Source organism: Janthinobacterium sp. SUN100, from assembly GCF_030397705.1.
In the GTDB taxonomy this organism is placed as follows: Bacteria; Pseudomonadota; Gammaproteobacteria; order Burkholderiales; family Burkholderiaceae_D; genus Janthinobacterium; species Janthinobacterium kumbetense.
Genome location: NZ_JAPUBU010000005.1, coordinates 530342 through 548098, shown reverse-complemented (window position 1 = coordinate 548098; position 17757 = coordinate 530342). Strand labels below are relative to the sequence as shown.

The following is a 17757-nucleotide window of genomic DNA, read 5'->3' as shown; positions in this document are numbered from 1 at the left end:
CAGCCATCGCTTTAGTACTGAAAGTACCAGGAAGGATGGTAGCATAAAGACATCAAATTACTTGTAATTATTTTATTGAAATTTCATTTATTGAAAGTATTTCCTCTATGAAATGGTTCCAGGTCAAGATGAATTTCCAGGTGAAAATAGTTATCCCTGTATTCTTCATCGTTGACTTATGGTTAAAGTGGATTGCGCGCTTGCGCGCCGGCCTCTTCCTCCGGCTCCACCACCTCGGGCGCCGACGGTTCGGATGCTGGCGCAGCCGGATGCGGCGGCGGGAACAAGGCGGGCGGCGCGGCGGAGGGCGGCGCGGCGGCGTCTGCCGGCGCCAGGACCAGTCCCGCCGGCGGCACGGGCCCGCCGGCAACGAACTGCCACTCGGACAGGTGCGACTTGCCTTCGAAACCGGTGAAGCGGGCGTCGAAATTGCCCACTTTTAAGGGCGCGGACGATGACAGGCTATGCACGCCGATGATGCCCTGGCCGCCGGGCTGGTACAACAAGCCCCATTCGGCGCGTCCCGTGACGGGGTCCACATACAGCTTGCGCAAATGGCGGCGCACCTGCGGAAAGCGGGGGTCGCGCAGCAAGGCGGCCAGGGTCGGCGGATGCTGCGGCTGGCCGGCGGGCGTGGCGCCCGTGTAACTCTGCAGCGCATCGACAAACTCCGCCCCGATGTCGAGCAGCTCCTGCTCGGCCGCCTGGCGCTGCAGCAAGGAGCCCATCTTCAGCCCGGCCGCCCCCACGAGGCCCAGGATGGCGACCAGGATGATCAGGCCCAGATACGTAACACCGCGCTGGCGGCGCGCAGGACGGTGCATGGCCGCTACCAGTCGGCGAACGGCGTGCCGCTGCGGTCCTTGCCGGGCGCGCCGCTTTTCACGTCATACACCTGGCCCGGCGTATCGTCGGGCGGCGGCACGATCAGCCATGTCGATTCGCTGTCCGTGATGGGGTCGATGGGCATGGCGCGCAGGTATTTCTTTTCGACCAGTTGCTCCAGAGTATCGGGATAACGGCCCGTATCGCCGTGAAACTGGTCGATGGTCGTGCGCAGGTTGCGCAAGTTGTCCGCCAACACGGTTTCCTTCGCCTTGTCGAGGCTGGGAAAGTAGCGGGGCACGGCCAGGGTCAGCAACAGCGCCACGATGCCGAGCACCACCAGCAGCTCGATCAGCGTAAAGCCGCGCGCGCGGTCAGGGACAGGCATGGTTCACCATAGACGGTAAGGCACGTTGTTCAGGCCGGTCTTGTTGGAAGTCGAGTACACATCGTACACATCGTCGCCCTCACGCGGTTCGGCCGCTTCGCTGGCGTAGCTGCGCTTGCCCCACGTTTGCGCATCGCTCAGGCCCGCGTCCGCATTGAACGGGTCGCGCGGCACGCGGCGCAGGAAAAACAGCTTGCTGCGCTTCGGGTTGCGCTGGTCCGGCACGCCCTCGACCAGCAGCTCCAGGCTTTTCGGATAGCCGCTGGCGTCGGGCGTGCGCATGACGCGGCCTTCGTCGCCGGCCCGTTTATAGGCGTCGAGCCCCTGGCGGATCTCGCGCAGCGCGCGCCGCAATTCCTGCTCCTGGCGCCGCTGCACCGTCACCTGCGTGACGGGGATCACCAGGGTGGCCAGCACGCCCAGGATGGCCAGGGTCACCAGCAGCTCGATCAGGGTGAAGCCGCCTGGCCCGCCCTGCGCATGCGCCAGTCTCATTTGGCGGGCGCCACCGGCACCGGCTGGCTCGATGACAGCGGCAAGGGCGATGCCTGCAGCGGCACGGGCTGGCCAGCCGAGATCGGCAAGGGCGAGGCGGCCGGCTCGGGCGATGGCGCCACTTCCTGCGCGGGCACGCTCTGCGGCAAGGCCTGCGGCACCTGGCCCGGCGCCATCAGCTGCTGCGCCGGCGCCGGCTGCATGCCGACGGCCGACGGGCCGGAACGCACGATCACCGTGCCCGGCATCTGCGTGGGCGCCTTGGCCGCCATGTCGGGCCGGCGGCGGAAGCTGCCTTCCGTGCCGGCGGAAAATTCCGACTCCTTCGCTTCCGGACGCTGCACCGTACGCACCAGGTGCGGCGTGATCGACAGCACGATTTCCGTCTTCTGGCTATCGTCCTTGCTGCTGCCGAACAGGCGGCCCAGCACGGGAATGTCGCCCAGGCCCGGCACCTTGTTGCCCGAGCTGCGCTCTTCATTGTTGATCAGGCCCGCCAGCACCTGATTTTCGCCATCCTTCAGCTGCAGCATGGTCGACGCCTGGCGCGTGCCGATCTGGTACAGGGTCGAGCCGCTCCGGGTGGTGGTGGCCGCGCCCAGGTTGCTCACCTCGAGCGAGATGCGGATGCCCACTTCATTGTTCAAATAGATGGTCGGCTCGGCGTTCACCGTCAGGCCCACGTCCAGGTAGCTGATCGATTCGGAAGCGAAGCCGCCCGTGCCCGGCGAAATCGTGGTGGTCACCACGGGCACCCTGTCGCCGATGACGAATTTCGCCTTTTCCCGGTTGCGCACGCGGATGCGCGGATTGGCCAGGATGTTCGCGTCGCCATCCGTCTTGTTGGCGTTCGCCGTCACGGCCAGGTTGCTCACGCCGAGAGTACGCTGATTCAGATTATTCAAGTCGTTGATGGTCAACCCGATCCCGCCCGAGGTACTGAGCGGCGTCAAGGTCAGGCTCGATGGCCAGGCCACGCCCAGCTCCATCAGGCGGCTGCGCTTGACTTCGAGGATTTCCAGTTCCAGCACCACTTCCGCCTCCGGCACGTCCTGCAGCGCGATCAGGCGCTCGGCCAGGCGGATCGCCTCGGGCGTGTCGCGCACGATGACGAGGTTGAGTTTTTCATCGGCCACCACGTCGCGCGTCTTGAGGATGGTCTTGAGCGTGTTGGCCACCTGCTTGGCGTCCGCGTTCGCCAGGAAGAAGGTTTTCACCAGCACTTCCTGGTATTCCTTCAATTTCGCCGCCACATTGGGATAGATCAAAATGGTGTTCGCATCCATCACCTGCTGCTCCAGCTGGTTCGTCACCAGCAGGAAGTAGACGGCCGATTCCACCGTGCTGTTTTTCAGGAAGATCGACGTTTTCGCATCCGCCTTGACGTCCTTGTCGAAGACGAAATTGAGGCCGGAACGGCGCGCGATCAGCTCGAACACCTGTTTTAACGGCGCGTCGCGAAATTCGATCGTGATCGGCTGCTTGTACGACTTGGCCAGGCCCGATTCGACGATGGGCGGCGCCGTCTTTTCATCGACCTCGCGCAGCAGCGCGCGCGCGCCCGCGTGATTCGGCTGCTCCGTCAGGATGGCGTTCAAGCGCTGGCGCGCGGGGTCGTATTGTTTTGCCTCAAGGGCCGTGCGCGCATCGGCCAGCAATTTTCCCTGGCGCTGCTCGCGTTCGAGCGCGCGCAAGCCACTGTTGGCCCGCTCGTTCTGCGCATCGATTTCCAGCACGCTCATGAACGAGGCGCGCGCCAGCTCGCCCTGCCCCGCCTGCGCCTGGCGCTCGGCCTGCTGCAAGCGGCTGCCGGTGGCCCGTTCGCGCGCCTGCAGATAGGCGCTGCGGTATTGCGCATTGCCGGGGTCTTGCTGCAGCGCTTCCTGCAGTTTTTGCAGGCCGGCCGGGATTTGATCTTGCGCAATCAGCTCGCGCCCGTCGCGGTAAGCTTGCTGCCCTGCGCAGCCGGACAGCAGCAAGAGCAGCAGCGCCGATGAAAAGGAACGAGACATCACTCGGAAACTCCAATGTTGAGCTGCTGAACCTGGTTCAACGGCAGATAAGTGAGCGTCATGACGGGCGGCGCGATCGTCACGACCTTGTAGGCGCCATCGACGACGGTATTGGCGCGCACGATATACGTCTTGTCGGCGCGCGACAAAAACACTTCCCAGGCGCCGTCGGCGGCCGCCTTGCCCAGGTAGACGAAGGGCAGCGGCGGCGCCATCGGCGGCGGTGGCGGCGGCGCTGCCGTCACTGCCATTTTCGGCGGCGGATTCCAGTTCTGGCTCTGGAAGACGCCGTCGGCGCCGCCAAAGGTCTCGCCCTCCTCGCCCGCCACTTCGCTGCGCGGCAGCAGGGCCAGGATGGCCGGCTGCGCGGCCTGCGGCCTGGCGGCCGCATGGCGCGCGGGCGCGACGGCCCGCTCCACCGCTTCGGCCACGTCGGCCACGGGCTGGCGCTCGCCGAACAGCAGCAAGGCGCCCGCGCCCAGCACGCCGGCCAGCATGAGCCAATGGCGCGGCGTCATGGCGCGCCTCCCGCATCGCCCGGCGCATCGGCCTGCGTTTCGGCCTGCGTTTCGGTCAAATAAAACGTCAGGCGCAAGCGCGCTTCCAGTTGCGTATCGGTGATTTGCTCGCGGCGGAAACTCAGTTCGTCGAGCGAGGCGAAGGGCGCGGCGCGCAGCGCCTGCAGCGCGAACTGCCACACGACCCCGTAACTGCCCTTCAGCGGCAAGGTCACCTGGTAGGTGGCGACCCGGCTGGCCTTGTCGTAGCCGCTCTTGTATTCGCCCTGCGCCAGCAGCAAGCCATTTTTCGCGGCCAGGTCGAACAGCTGCTTGACCTGCTGCTCCGCGTGGCGCTGCTGTCCCAAGGCGGCATAAAAGCGCGCCAGGTTTTCGCTGGCCGTCGCCGGCGGCGCCGCGATGGCGACGGCCAGCGATGGCACGGGCAAGGGACGTGCTTCCAGCTGCGCCGCCACGGCCCGCTGCTGCCAGGCCCACGCCCAGGCGGCCACGCCCAGCGCGAGCAAGGCCACGGCGATGCAGGCGGGCGCGCCCAGGCGGCGCAGCAGCAGTTGCGCGCGCAGGCGCAGGATATTGATGTCGATGGCCATCATGGCGTGCCCCAGCGCGCTTCGAGCTGGAAGCGCAAGGGTTTGTTCGGGTCGAGCGCATTGATTTCATGGCGCAGCAGCTGCACCCTGGCGCCAAACAGCTCCTGCTGCTTCAGTTGCGCGATGTAGGCCACCATGGCGTCGCTGCCGGTCGTCTCGGCCGTGATCTTCAGCACGCGCTTGCGCGCATCCGGTTCCAGCGCCAGCAGCGCGATGGCGGGCGGCGTGGCGCTGGCCAGCGCATCCTGCAAGTCGCGCCACGGCAGGTTCAATTGCAGGATGGCCGCATTCACGGCCGCCGCCTGCGCGGGCGCGATGGCGATTTGCGGCGCAGGCGCGGGGCCCTGCATGGCGGCCAGCACGCGCTGCTGCGCCAGATGCCAGCGTGCTTCGCTTGCCTGCTGGCGCTGCAACGCGGCGCTGCCGCTGCAGGCCGCCGTGACGGCCAGCGCCACGCCCAGCACCCCCGTCATCCACGCCCAGACGGGCACGCGGTGCAGGCTGCGGCGCCAGCCGGGTGGCGCGAAATCGAAATCGAGGCGCGTCATGCCACGCCTCCGCTGCGGGCCAGCCGGGCGGCCGGCGACAAGGCGCCGTCCCCGTCCGGCGCGGAAAAAACCTGGCAGCGGAACGCTGCCGCCGGCGCCAGCCAGAGCGCTGGCGGCGCGCCGCACAGCTGCAGCAGCGCCGGTGCGGGCACGCCCTGCAGCAGCGCCTCGCGCGCCAGCGTGTGTTCCAGCCAATCCTGGCCCGCGCCGGGCGGCACGGGCAGCGCGCGCACGGCGCGCAGGCGGCCATCGTGCCGCACGCCCAGGGTCAAGGCATTCTCCTGCAACTGGCCGAACCAGGCGCCCGGTTTCAACGCGCCGTGCCAGCGGTTCCAGTGGCGCGCGAATTGCGGCGTGATGAAAATCAGGGCCAGCTTGCGCGCGGCCGCCACGCGCGTCAGCTGCGCCAGCAGGGCACGGGGCACGGCGCAAAAGAAAGGCGCGCGCGCATCCCAGGCGCTGCTGCTGTGCCACAGGCCGGGAGGATCGCCATACAGCGACTGGAAGCGCAGCGCGGCGGCCGCCTCGATGTCGGCCAGGCGCGCGGCGCCGTGCGGCATATCCACTTGCCACAGGCGCGCCAAGCCATCGTCGAGCACCACGGACAGGGGCCAGCCCGCGTACTCGCCGGCCGGCAGAATCTGTTCCAACGCCTGCCCCAGGGCGGCAAAGTCGCCGTGCAGCGTGTCGCCCGGCGCATACGCGGCTTCGCCCAGCGGTGTCCAGACGGGCGCGCGCCAGCGGCTGCTGCGCCACAGGCTCACCTTGCCCGCCGCCACGCCCAGGCGCAGTCCCAGTCCATAAGCTCTACGCATGCAGGGTGACCCTCTTGATTTCCGTGATGCTGGTGGCGCCCCGCTTGACCAGTTCCAGCGCCGCCAGGCGCAGGCTGCGCGTGCCGTTCGCATGCGCGGCCGCCTTGATCTGGCGGATCGGCTTCTTGTCGACGATGAGTTCGCGGATTTCATCGGTCAGCACGAGGATTTCGGCGATCGAGCGGCGCCCCTTGTAGCCCGTGCCGCGGCAGTCGCCGCACCCCTTGCCCTGCTTGAATTGATATGCATCAACGTCGGCGCGCGCCAGGCCCACGCTGGCCAGTTCAGAATCGTCCGGCGTATATTCGGTAGCGCAATGGGGGCAGTTGGTGCGGATCAGCCGCTGCGCCCAGATGCCGTTCAGGGCCGAGACGAACGCATACGGATCGATGCCCATGTGGGTAAAACGGCCGAACACGTCGAAGACGTTATTCGCATGCACGGTGGTGAGCACCAGGTGGCCCGTGAGGGCCGATTGCACGGCGATTTCCGCCGTCTCGCGGTCGCGGATCTCGCCCACCATGATTTTATCGGGGTCGTGGCGCAGGATCGAGCGCAAGCCCTTGGCAAAAGTCAGCCCCTTCTTTTCATTGACGGGAATCTGCAGAATGCCGGGCAGCTGGTATTCGACGGGGTCTTCGATGGTGATGATCTTTTCGCGCCCGTTATGGATTTCCGTCAGCGCCGCATACAGGGTCGTCGTCTTGCCCGAGCCCGTGGGGCCCGTCACGAGCAGCATGCCGTAGGCTTCCTGCGCCAGCGCGCGCAGGGCTTCCAGCGATGGCGCGTCAAAGCCCAGCGCTTCGAGGGTCAGGGCGCCGTACGCCTCGATCATGGCGCGCTTGTCGAGGATGCGGATGACGGCGTCTTCGCCATGGATGCTGGGCATGATGGAGACGCGCAAATCGATTTCGCGCCCGCCCGATTCGACGCGGAAGCTGCCGTCCTGCGGCACGCGGCGCTCGGCGATATCGAGTTCGGCCAGCACTTTCAGGCGCGAGATGATGTGCTCCGCCACTTCGATGCCGTTGACGGACGTGGCGTGATCGAGCACGCCGTCGACGCGGTACTTGACGGCCAGGCCGCCGGCCGTGCTTTCCAGGTGGATGTCGGAAGCGCCCGCCTTCAGCGCGTCGTACAAGGTCGAGTTGACCAGCTTGACGGCGGGGCTGGCCGCTTCCGACACGCTGGCGAACGACAGCACGGCGGCCGTCTTGCCGTCGCGCCGCGCATCGGTGGCGGCGCCGGGCAGCAGGCTGTCGACGGCGCGCGCCGATTCTTCCTGCTTCGACAGGTAGGCGCCGATGTCGGCCTGCAGCGCCAGGCGGATGCTCAAGGCGCCCTGCCCCGCGCGCGCGCCGAGCCAGGTTTGCAGGTCCAGGTCGAAGGGGTCGGCGATCACGCCCACCAGCTGGCCGTCGGCGGCGCGCAGCAGCACGCTGTGGCGCGCCAGCGCCTGCGACAGGGGCAGCACGTCGAAGGCGGGAGACAACGCCAGCATGTCGGCCGTTTCCAGCACGTCCAGGCCGAACGGGCGCGCCAGCGCGCGCACCACGGCGCGCGCCTCGATGCCGCTCAACTGCTGCAATTCCTCGACCAGGCTGCGCTTCGATTGGCGGCACAGGATGCGCGCGCGCTGCAGCAGCGCGGGATCGATGGCCACGCCGGCCACGGGGGATTCGGCTGCGCTCTGCATCATGAAATATCGCCGGCAAGGTCAAAGATGGGCATGTACAGCAGGATCACGATGGCGCCCACGACGAGGCCGATGGCGGCCATCAGCAAGGGTTCGAAGGTGCGCGTGAAACGGTCGATCCAGCGGCTGATTTCGCCGTCATAAAAGGCCGCCGACTGCGTCAGCATGGGCCCCATGTCGCCCGTGCGCTCGCCCACGCGCAGCATGCGCAGGGAAATGGGCGTCGTCAGTTGATATTGCTCAAACGCGGACGACAGGGGCTGGCCCGCCTCGATGGCGCCGCGCGCCTGCTGCAACGACGCCTGCATGCCCGGCGACACCATCGCTTGCACGGTGGCGATCGCCTGCACGATGGTGATGCCGCCTTCGGCCAGCATGCCCAAGGTCAGGTACAGGCGCGACAATTCATAGATGCGCACGCGCTCGCCGATACCGGGCAACTTCGCCAGCAGGCGCGCCACGCCGCCATGGCGCAGCACGCGCCGCACGGCCGACCATGCGACGCCGCCCGTGATCAGCAGCCCGAGCAACAGCAGCACGCCATGCTGCGTGACGAACTGGCCCCAGCTGAGCATGACTTGCGACATCCACGGCAAGTTGCGTCCCGCGCCCTGGTACACCTCGGCGAAGCGGGGCACGACATAGCTGATCAGGAAGGCGCTGACGCCGCCGCCCACGGCCAGCAAAATGGCGGGATAGATGGCGGCGCTGACGATCTTGCTGCGCACCGTATCGATGCGCTGCTGGTAATCGATGTAGCGCGACAAGGCGCGCGGCAAGTCGCTCGTGCCTTCGGCCGCCTTGACGATCCCGATATACAAGGGCGGAAACAGTTCCGCCTGCTCCGCCAGGGCGGCGGAAAAGCGCTTGCCTTCGCGCAAGCCTTCCAGCAGACGCGTGAGCACGCTGCGCGTGGCCGGCGACGCTTCCTTTTCCAGCAAGGCTTCCAGCCCTTCGACGATGCCCAGGCCCGCGTTCAGCAGCGCCAGCAACTCCTGGCTGAACAGCAGCAGGGGCAAGGCCCGCGCGCGCTGGCGTCCGGCCGCGCTGAACGGCGTGGCCCGCAGCGGGCGGATGGCGCTGACGAACAGGCCGCGCGCCTCGGCCTGGCGGCGCGCGTCGGCTTCGTCGCGGCCGTCGATCACGCACGTATGCAAGGTTGCTACGGCCTGGTCCGTGGAAAGCGCGCGTACTTCGAACTGCATGATGGCTTGTCCGTAGGAAAAAGAATGGTGCTGGCGTTATTGCGAGCTGATGTCGGCGTTCTCGCCGCTGCCGCCCGGCTGGCCATCCTTGCCCATCGAGACGATGTCATATTCGCCCTTGCTGCCCGGGGCGCGGTATTGATAGGCATGGCCCCACGGGTCGAGCGGCACGGCCTTTTTCAGGTAGGGACCATTCCAGCGCGTGCCGGCGGCGGGCGGCGCGGCCAGCAGCGCGGCCAGGCCTTCTTCCGTGGTCGGGTAGCGCCCCACGTCGAGGCGGTAGGTATCGAGCGATTTTTCAAACGCCTCGATCTGCGCCTTGGCCACCGTCACTTCGGATTTGCCCAATTGGGCGAAATATTTGGGGCCGACATACGCCGCCAACAAGCCGATGATGACGATGACGACCAGCAATTCGAGCAAGGTAAAGCCGCGCGCATGGCGCGTTGCTGCAAGGTTCTGCCTGTGTGCTGCATGCATCCGGTAACTCCTTATTGCCTACCTTCAATACATTGCCGCCATGTGCACCGCTGGTGGCCGCGCACAGGCGGCGCGCGCCTGCCTGATGCCTAGCAGGCTACCATGCCGCTTATGGTTAATACAATCTTTTGTTTGTACTGAAAACAACAAAATACCAGGGGAAACCATCGCGTTTGCACTAACGCAAGTCGCGCGCCACCTGCCCTGCGGCCGGCGTACAATCGGCGCATGTGCGGCCACGCCGCCTGCCTTGGGAGCTTGCATGTCTGCAATCCGTTTCAGCCTTGCCATCCTGGCCGCCGCCAGCGTGCTGCCTGCCGGCGCATCGGCGCCGCAGCAGCGGCAGCCCTATGTTGTTGAACTGCGCCTTCAACTGACGCCGCCTGACGCAGCGCAACGGGAAACCCAGCGGGAAGCGGGACGGCGCGCCGTGCTGGCGCTGGTGCCTGATGCCACCGTGCAATATCACTACACGGCCGCGCTGAACGGCTTTGCCGCCCTGCTGACGCCGGCCGAAGTCCAGCGCCTGCGCGCCAGCCCCCTCGTCGCGCGGGTCGCGCCCGGCACCGAGGATCAGTTCAACGATGGCGGCACGCACCGGAACGCCGCACCCCGGCCGCAGCGCTAAGCGGCATCAGGCGGCCAGCAGGCGCAGCGCGATGCCGCGCGAGACGGCTTGCGTGCGATTGCTCACCCCCAATAATTTATAGATGCGCTGCAAATGGCTTTTCACGGTCCCCCCGCTGATGCCGAGAATTTGCCCCACCTCTTCATTGCTCTTGCCGATGCTGACCCAGTGCAACACTTCCAGCTCGCGCGCACTGGCCGCGCGTGCCGCCCCGGCGGGAGCTGCCTGCGCGCCGTCCGGCAGCGCCAGCCAATGCAGATGCAGGCAGGGCAGCAGCAATTCCAGCACGTACGCCTGGCGCGCCGGGTCGGGCCAGGAGGTGCAGGGGGCGCGCAACAGGGCAAAGAAACTGCCGCCGCCAGCGCCTGCGCTGCCATGCACGAGGACTCCGTCGATGAGGGCGACGCGCCGCCCGCCTGCGCGCCAGGCCTGCGCCAGCCGGGCCACCTGTCCGTGGCGCGGGTCGCTGAAGTCCCGCACCTCGGCCTCGGCCAGCACCGCGCTATGCCAGGCCGCACTGCGCACCACGCCGCCATCGGCGCCCAGTTGCGCGCAGACGAGGACGGCATGCGGCAGCAACGCCTGCAGCGGCCCCTGGCTCCACAAAAAGAAATCGCCGGGCGCGGCGATGCCATGCGCGCCGAGTATGGCGTGCAGCAAGTATTCCTGTTCCCGCCCCGTCAGCAACATCAGGCGCACACGGCGGTATCAAACGCCAGGTAGCGGTAGCCGCTGCCGCGCACGGTTTCGATGCGGTGGCCGCAGCCGCCCGGCAGCAAAGCCTGCCGTAGGCGGCCCACGTGGGCGTCGACCGTGCGTTCGTCCAGATACGCGGCATGGCCCCACACCTGGTCCAGCAGTTGCGCGCGGCTATGCACCCGGCCCGGATGGTCCATCAAAAAATGCAGCAGCTTGAATTCCACGCGGCCCAGGCTGACAGGCACGCTGCCGGCCGTCACGCGCCGGGTGTGCGGATCGAGCCGCAAGGCGGCGCCGTCCGCGCTTGAGCCTGCGCGCAAGGCCGCTGGCGCGCGGCGGCGCAGCAGCGCATGCACGCGGGCCAGCATTTCACGGGGACCGACGGGCTTGCACAGATAATCGTCGGCGCCGCTTTCCAGGGCCAGCACCTTGTCCTGTTCGCTGTCGCGCGCGCTGACCATAATGATGGGCAAGTCGCACAGCACGCCGTCCTGGCGCACCTGGCGCAGCAGTGCGATGCCGGAGGCATCCGGCAGCTCCCATTCCAGCAGCAGCACGTCGGGCGGGTCGGCGGCCAGCAAGGCCAGCGCGCCGCGCGCATCCACGGCGCAGCTGACCCGGTAGCCGGCGCCTTGCAGGTTATGCACCAGCAAGGCTTGCGAGGCTGGCGCAGGATCCAGCAGCAGAATATGACGGCGCATCGATGCATCCTCCCGAAAAAAGTGGGCGGCCCTCCCTGAGAAACTAGACGGCACGACAAGTTTTTGACTATGCATCAAGCGTAAAACGGTGACTAATACAATTTAGTTTCCTGATTTATAGCTATTCCGAATAAATAGGCGAAAAAAAACACAGCGCACCGAGGGCGCGCTGTGTTCAGACGGGACAACGACTATTTATGCTGGCGTGACGAACTGGCGGCGGCGCAGGGCAAAACCGATCAGCGCCAGGCCGCCCGTGAGCATCATCCATTCCGACGCTTCCGGCACGGCCGAGATCGTCGCGATGCTGGCGTAGGTGCTGCCGGCTATGCTGGCGGGCAAGCCGCCGTTCAGCGGGGTCAGTTCGAATTGCAGCAGGTTGCCATTCGCATTGCCCAGGTAAGCCATACCCGTGTAGTCGAGCAAGCCCACGCCAAACGTCGTGCCCGCGTTGCCGGCCGTGTTCAGGAAGTCGCCGCCGAAGACGACGTTGAAACCGAACTTGCCGCCCAGGGTCACGTTGTGGAACCAGTCGTTGTAGGCGCCGCTATTGCCGAAGGTCAAGGTACCGGGCACGCTGCCGCTGACATTGCCTTCCAGCGATTCCAGCGCGCCGAACGCGCCCGAAAAATTGCTGAGCACGGCGCTGGCGCCCGGCGCGGGGCTGTTGCCGGCGATAAAGGCGAAGTCGAGGAAGCCGGCGCCGGAAAAGGCGCTCGTGTCGATTTCCACGCGATAGGCTAGCGGGTCCGCCAGAGCCACGCTGGAGCTGGCGGCCAGCACGGCGGCCAGCACGGCGCGGCGCAGGGCCGGATGGAGTTTTGTTGTCAACATGATGGTGTCCTTAGAAGTTGCCGGCGTAGATGCTGGCCGAGTAGGTGATCGTCACTTTCGACGGATTGGTGAAACTGACGGCAAACGATGCCGTCGCGCCCGGCGCCAGGCTGGCGGCGTTGACGGTGACATATGCGGCGCCCGCATGGGTGCCCGTGGCATTGGCCAGGCTGACGCCGGCCGGCAAGCCGCCGAACGCCACCTGGAACGGGCCGGCCAGGGCGCTCGTGCCCGTGTTGGTGAACGAGAACGTGCCCGTGTATTTTTGCGTCGCGCGGTTGTACGCGAGGCCCGAGCTGGCCGTCGAGACGGCGGCCGTGATGTCGCGGTAGGCGGGCTGCAAATCCAGGCTGATGACGACGGGGTCGTGATCCGAGGCGCGGTAAGGCAAGGCGTTGTACAAGTCTTGCGGCTTGGCCGAATCGATGTTGTAGTCGATCACTTCCGGCTCATCCGCATTCACATGCCATTCGGCCACGCCGGCCACTTGCGGGCTCAGCGACGCGCTGGCCAGCGCGTGGTCGAGGTAGCCGCTCTGGCCGCCGAATACATACGAATACGGCATGCCGGACGGCCGCACGAAACGCTCGAGTTCATTGACGAAGCCGGCGCCCGTGATGACCTGGATCGGGTCTTCCGCGCCATAGGAATTCAAGTCGCCGATGACCAGCACGTCAGCGTCGCCGGCAGCGGCCGCCACCTGCGGCACGAAGCTGCCCACCAGGCGCTGGGCTTGCTGCACGCGGGTGGCGTTCCAGCAGCTCTGGCTATCGTTCTGGTCCGCGTCCAGCCCGCTCGAAGGGCAGCTGCCCTTCGATTTCAGGTGGTTGACGATCAGCGAGAATTTCTCGCCATTGCTCGCAAGAAAAGTTTGCGCCATCGGTGGCCGGTTGTTGATGGCGTTGGCGTCCGACAAGGCGCCGCCCACCAGGCCAAGCTTGCCCGGCTTGTAGATCATGGCCACGCGGATGGCGTCCGTGCCCGTGGCGGCCGGTTTCGGCACCACGGCGTACGTGACGCCGCCGGTGGCCGCGTTCAGCTGGTCGACCAGGTAAGTGACGGCAATTTCGCCATTGTTCTGGATTTCCATCAAGCCCACCACATCCGCATCGATGGCTTTCAGTTCGGCCACGATCTTGTCGCGCTGGCGCTCGAATTCGGCCAGGTTGTCGGCGCCGCGGCAGTTCGACTTGGTGGTCGAGGCGCCCAAGGTGCAGCCCTGCCCCGTCTGCCCAAAGATATTGTTGCCATTCGTAAAGGTCGTAAAGAAATTCAGCACATTCGCGCTGGCCACCTTGACGTTGCCGGATGGCAGTTCTGGGCTGCCCGTGCGCGGGTTGTCGCGCGAAAACTGCGGCGTCTGCGTCGGCTGCAATTTATACGCGGCGCCGCCACCGCCGATGGCACCGAAATCGACCACGCCCGTCAGGTCGGCCACCGTGTCGCCGCTGCGCACGGTGTTGTCCTGGCCGATGTAGGGAATCGTGGGCGGCGTGACGAAAATGCCATCATCGAGCACAATCAGGTTGTTCGCATTGGCGGCGATCAAGGCTTGCGCCTCGGCGGAGCCGGCCGGATAACGGTTGGTCGGCACTTCGCGCCGGCCCGCCGACAGGGTCAACTCGCCGCGCGCGCCCAGGTAAGCGTTTTGCGACACGGTCAGGGGCTGCGTGAAACGCACCAGCATGCCTTCCACGGCGGCCAGCTTGTCGTTCGGCAAGGTCACATTCGTCGGCACGATGCCGTGGCCCGCGCTTTGCGTGAGGATGGCCGTCACGTCCTTCAATTCCGTGTAGGAATTCTTGGCGCCCGTGGGCGTGTATTCGAACACCGTGCCTGTCACGCGCACCAGTTCGCCCGGCTGCACGGTGGTGGTCGTCGCGCCCGTGTACACGAAGATGCCGTCCGACGTCGATGGATCGCCGTCGCCGGCCGCGTCCTGGATGAAGAAGCCCGTGCCCACTTTCAGGGTCACCACGCCTTCCGTCGTCTGCACGGAATTGGCGTAGGGGCTGGCCGCGCCGCTGCCCTGGATTTGCGGAATCGTGTGGCTGACGGCGGCCAGGCCTTGCACGGCGACATCCACCTTGCAGGTGGCCGTCTGCTGCTGGTCATTGCTGAAGCTGACGATGACGGGATAGTTGCCCACCGGCACGCCAGCGGCCACCAGCAGGCTGACCATGGCGCTTTCGCCCGCCACGCCGGCCGCGCTGAAGTTGGCCAGGCTGATGCCGGCCACGGCCGGCGAACTCAAGGTAGCGGCGTTCACGACGCCATCCGCGTCGGACGCGCGCAGCACGGCGCTGCCGCCATTGCCCACGGCCAAGGCCAGGCTGGCGGGGCAACTGGTGATGATCTTGTGCACGACGGGGCCGCCGCACACATTCAGCGGCGAGGCCGTATTGCGCGGCGTCACGCTGCCGGTGGCAAAATCCACGCTGTTATCGTCCGTGTCGCCGCAGCCGCCATTGGCGCGCAGAATCGCCAGGGTATTCGAGGGCGCGGGCGCCACGGCGCCTTCAAAGCCGTTGGCCGTGCCGAAGCCGACCAGGTCGATGACGGCCGCACCCGTGGGGCTGGCGCCCACCTGGGCCGTCTTGCTATTACTCAACAGTACCTTGCCCGTCGTGCCGGACATGGCCAGGGTGCCCGTCGCGTCCGGCGTCGGCAAGTCCTGCGTGCCGCCCGTGCCCTTGGCTTGCTGGACCAGCAAATACTGGCCAGGTTGCAAATCGATAGCCGGCAAGGCCGTCACGGACCAGCTCGTATTAGCGGCGGAGCCGTACTGCACGCTCCAGTTGCTCAGGTTGACGGGACTGGCGCCACGGTTGAACAGCTCGATGAAATCGTTGCGGTACACGGCGCCCGTGTTGCCGCCGCCCCCATACACCTGGCTGATGACGACATCGGATACGGCCAGGGCTGGCAAGGACAGGCTGGCCAGCACGGCGGCCATGACCGTCAGGCGCAACGGTTTACGCAGGGACGAGAGCGGGACGGACGGGACGGCAAGGTGGACATTCATGGTTTTCCTGGTCGGTAAGATGACGCCAACCCGGACAGGCGCTGGCAGGCTGTTCTTGACAAAATGATGACGAACTTATGATTTGCATACTAAACAGTGTGCATGACGAGTTGATGACATTTCATTAAGCTGAACGGAGTAATGCGCAGCGCGGATCCAGGCTGGCGGCCGCCTGCCGAAAGTATCCTTTCAACAACGCCAGGCTGTACAAAGCAAGCCAGGTCGTTATGCCGCTGTACAATATGATATAATTCAAACAAATAAGTTTAGTTCCTGACAAGGAATTGAACGGCAACACCAGACCCAGTAGTGCAGGCCCCATCCATGCCTGACCTTGAAACGCACTCCCTGCCTTGCTCGCAACAGTAGCCTGGACGGGAGCGGCAACAATCGCATGCGGACACACGCGCCCGGCGGCGCACCCTTCCATGCTTTTTGAGAGATCGATCATGCCAACACCAATTTTCACGCCAGCCTCTTCCCGTCCCTTGCTGCTGGCCGCGGCCTTGATGTTCTTCGGCGCCAGCGCCCAGGCACAAACGGCCGCGCCTGCGCAAAAGAATGAAAAGAATTGCCAGGCCAGCACGCAATCGGCGAATGGCAATACGAAAGACGCCAACCTGGACGGCACCTACAGCGCCTGCAGCCTGGCCAATGGCTTCATCGGCTCCGGCACGCGCACCAACGACGGCTCGAACAAGACGCCGGAATTTGACGGCATCGTGTCCGACCAGGAATTCCGCAATTCGTCATCGGCCGAGAATAATCACCGCCTGACCGCGCGCCAGTTGCCTGACGGTGCCGGTGCCGGCGAACCGCGCAAGGTGCGTGCCAGCGACGACCGCGACTTCAGCTTTATCACGCGCGACTTCGTGGCCGCCGAAGAAAACCGTCCTTTCGATGACGCGGCCGGCTACCGTGGTCCGGGCCGTTCGTATCAGGCCCGCAGCGGCGACACCCAGGCGCCCTTGATCGTTTCGTCGTCGCTGGGTGAAAACTTGCCCACAGGCAGCAACGGTGTCGGCGGCGGCGGTTCGGGTGGCGGCTTCACGGGCGGCAGCATCCTCCCCGTGACGCCGGAAATCCCGGCCGTGCCGGAACCGGAAACCTATGCCATGCTGCTGGCCGGACTGGGCCTCGTCGCCTTGGCGCGCCGCCGCAAAAGCAAGTAACCGTCACGCCGCACCATGAAAAAAGGCCCGCAAGGGCCTTTTTTATTGTCTGGAAAAATTCGGTTTCAGCGCCGGAAACCCGCATACGGCGCCGCCAGCGGATCGCCGATGAACAGGCCCTGGGCCGGCCACAGCACGCTGCCCCAGTACGCTTCCAGCGCCGTGGCGCCGGACAGGTAGCGGCGCAGCAGCACGGTCGGATTGGGAAACTTTTGCCAATAACTGCACGGTTCGCTGACGGTGCCATAGCTGGCCGTCGCGCCCGCCTCCAGCCAGCGCTGGCTGCTCATCTGGCTACTGCCCTGCAAGTCGCCGCCAAACGAGGTCAGGTGGTCGGCCAGGGCGCCGGGCAGGAAATGCAGGGTCTCCAGCTTGGCCACCTTGGCCTGCCCCGTCTGGTACACCATGATGTCTTGCGCCCCTTCCAGGCTGTCCGCCTTGAGGTTCTTGACGGTCAGCTTGCGCTGGCGCACGACGCCAGCGGGTGGAAAGAAACCGGCCCGGCTGTTGCGCACCGCGTCGCTGGTGGTCAAATAATAGGCGCTGGCGGCCGGCACGGAAAAGCCGCTGACGGCGCCGCGGTCCACCACGGCCTTGGCCTCTTCCACGAAATCGACAGGCAGCAGCATCGACAGGCGCAAGCCCAGCTGCGTGTAGGGTTGCGCCGCCTCGCTGTTGAAATACTTGCTGGGCTTGCCGGGATCGCACGTCTTCGCGCATTGATCCCCGTCATAACCGAGGGTGAAGGCGGCGGTGATGGCATTGCATTCGACGGCATACGGCGCGCTCCACACCATCAGCACGGCCTGGATCTCGGGTTTCAGCTGCGCATTGATGCGTTCCTTCAACTGCGCGAACTGGTCGATGCTGAGCTTGCGGGGGCGGTTGGGAATATTCACATGCGCCACATTCGCGGCAGGAATGCCGTGCGCCTTGCGGTAGTACTCGCCCACCTCGACACTGTTGGGTTCGGCGTCGTTGATGACGATGGCCAGCTGCGACGCCTGCAAGCCGGGCGGCGCCACGGCTGCGGCAGCGGCGGCTGGCGCGTCGGCATGGGCGGCGCCGGCGGCCAGCGCCAGCGAAAGACAAAGGAAGTTGCGCAAGGGTCGGTACACCGGTAAGT

Annotated in this window: 19 protein-coding genes; 2 read left to right on the top strand and 17 right to left on the bottom strand. The window is 66.0% G+C overall.

The features are described 5' to 3' along the window. Positions 1-182: 182 nt before the first annotated feature. From O0881_RS25385 to gspG, 11 genes are read right to left on the bottom strand one after another with little or no spacing between them, the layout of a single operon-like run. The gene (locus tag O0881_RS25385) at positions 183-824 is read right to left on the bottom strand and encodes a type II secretion system protein (protein ID WP_289913528.1); all 642 of its coding nucleotides are present in this window, start codon (positions 822-824) and stop codon (positions 183-185) included. A 5-nt stretch (positions 825-829) separates the two neighbouring features. Beyond that, complete coding sequence (locus O0881_RS25380; RefSeq protein WP_099665056.1) at positions 830-1213, bottom strand: prepilin-type N-terminal cleavage/methylation domain-containing protein; 384 nt, start codon at positions 1211-1213, stop codon at positions 830-832. A 3-nt stretch (positions 1214-1216) separates the two neighbouring features. Then, positions 1217-1708: a type II secretion system protein gene (locus O0881_RS25375; RefSeq protein ID WP_251350037.1), complete on the bottom strand. Its 492-nt coding sequence runs from the start codon at positions 1706-1708 to the stop codon at positions 1217-1219. Beyond that, positions 1705-3720 (bottom strand): secretin N-terminal domain-containing protein, encoded by a 2016-nt coding sequence (locus O0881_RS25370; RefSeq protein WP_289913527.1) that lies wholly within the window; start codon positions 3718-3720, stop codon positions 1705-1707. Before O0881_RS25370 ends, O0881_RS25375 begins: the two co-directional genes overlap by 4 nt. Further along, a complete protein-coding gene (locus O0881_RS25365; RefSeq protein ID WP_289913526.1) occupies positions 3720-4238 on the bottom strand; it encodes a hypothetical protein in 519 nt (172 codons plus the stop codon). Before O0881_RS25365 ends, O0881_RS25370 begins: the two co-directional genes overlap by 1 nt. Continuing rightward, entirely contained in the window at positions 4235-4831 is a 597-nt protein-coding gene (locus tag O0881_RS25360; RefSeq protein WP_289913525.1) for a hypothetical protein, read from the bottom strand. Before O0881_RS25360 ends, O0881_RS25365 begins: the two co-directional genes overlap by 4 nt. Continuing rightward, positions 4828-5376: a hypothetical protein gene (locus O0881_RS25355; protein WP_289913524.1), complete on the bottom strand. Its 549-nt coding sequence runs from the start codon at positions 5374-5376 to the stop codon at positions 4828-4830. Before O0881_RS25355 ends, O0881_RS25360 begins: the two co-directional genes overlap by 4 nt. Beyond that, a complete protein-coding gene (locus O0881_RS25350; RefSeq protein ID WP_289913523.1) occupies positions 5373-6191 on the bottom strand; it encodes a hypothetical protein in 819 nt (272 codons plus the stop codon). Before O0881_RS25350 ends, O0881_RS25355 begins: the two co-directional genes overlap by 4 nt. Then, a complete protein-coding gene (locus tag O0881_RS25345) occupies positions 6184-7890 on the bottom strand; it encodes a GspE/PulE family protein (RefSeq protein ID WP_289913522.1) in 1707 nt (568 codons plus the stop codon). The genes O0881_RS25350 and O0881_RS25345 overlap by 8 nt, the downstream gene beginning before the upstream one ends. Beyond that, entirely contained in the window at positions 7887-9092 is a 1206-nt protein-coding gene (locus tag O0881_RS25340) for a type II secretion system F family protein (protein ID WP_289913521.1), read from the bottom strand. The genes O0881_RS25345 and O0881_RS25340 overlap by 4 nt, the downstream gene beginning before the upstream one ends. 36 nt (positions 9093-9128) lie before the next feature. After that, complete coding sequence (gspG, locus tag O0881_RS25335) at positions 9129-9572, bottom strand: type II secretion system major pseudopilin GspG (protein ID WP_034782166.1); 444 nt, start codon at positions 9570-9572, stop codon at positions 9129-9131. 262 nt (positions 9573-9834) lie between these two features. On the opposite strand from gspG, the gene O0881_RS25330 reads away from it, so the two are divergent. Further along, positions 9835-10200 (top strand): protease inhibitor I9 family protein, encoded by a 366-nt coding sequence (locus tag O0881_RS25330; RefSeq protein WP_289913520.1) that lies wholly within the window; start codon positions 9835-9837, stop codon positions 10198-10200. A gap of 6 nt (positions 10201-10206) precedes the next feature. Here the strand turns inward: O0881_RS25330 and O0881_RS25325 are convergent, their stop codons facing one another. The 5 genes from O0881_RS25325 to O0881_RS25305 all read right to left on the bottom strand — a co-directional run bounded on the left by O0881_RS25325 (position 10207) and on the right by O0881_RS25305 (position 15910). After that, entirely contained in the window at positions 10207-10890 is a 684-nt protein-coding gene (locus O0881_RS25325) for a LuxR C-terminal-related transcriptional regulator (RefSeq protein ID WP_289913547.1), read from the bottom strand. Next, a complete protein-coding gene (locus tag O0881_RS25320) occupies positions 10890-11600 on the bottom strand; it encodes a winged helix-turn-helix domain-containing protein (RefSeq protein WP_251350029.1) in 711 nt (236 codons plus the stop codon). The genes O0881_RS25325 and O0881_RS25320 overlap by 1 nt, the downstream gene beginning before the upstream one ends. 195 nt (positions 11601-11795) lie before the next feature. Next, positions 11796-12434 carry an NF038129 family PEP-CTERM protein gene (locus O0881_RS25315; protein WP_251350027.1) on the bottom strand — a complete coding sequence of 213 codons (639 nt, stop codon included), beginning with the start codon at positions 12432-12434 and terminating at the stop codon, positions 11796-11798. A 10-nt stretch (positions 12435-12444) separates the two neighbouring features. Further along, positions 12445-15459 carry an ExeM/NucH family extracellular endonuclease gene (locus tag O0881_RS25310; RefSeq protein WP_289913519.1) on the bottom strand — a complete coding sequence of 1005 codons (3015 nt, stop codon included), beginning with the start codon at positions 15457-15459 and terminating at the stop codon, positions 12445-12447. Between the two features lie 124 nt (positions 15460-15583). Beyond that, entirely contained in the window at positions 15584-15910 is a 327-nt protein-coding gene (locus tag O0881_RS25305; protein WP_289913518.1) for a hypothetical protein, read from the bottom strand. On the opposite strand from O0881_RS25305, the gene O0881_RS25300 reads away from it, so the two are divergent. Then, entirely contained in the window at positions 15909-16631 is a 723-nt protein-coding gene (locus tag O0881_RS25300; protein WP_251350025.1) for a PEP-CTERM sorting domain-containing protein, read from the top strand. The genes O0881_RS25305 and O0881_RS25300 overlap by 2 nt on opposite strands. Positions 16632-16696: 65 nt before the next feature. Here the strand turns inward: O0881_RS25300 and O0881_RS25295 are convergent, their stop codons facing one another. Beyond that, positions 16697-17737 (bottom strand): TIGR03790 family protein, encoded by a 1041-nt coding sequence (locus O0881_RS25295; protein WP_257218703.1) that lies wholly within the window; start codon positions 17735-17737, stop codon positions 16697-16699. Positions 17738-17757 lie beyond the last annotated feature (20 nt).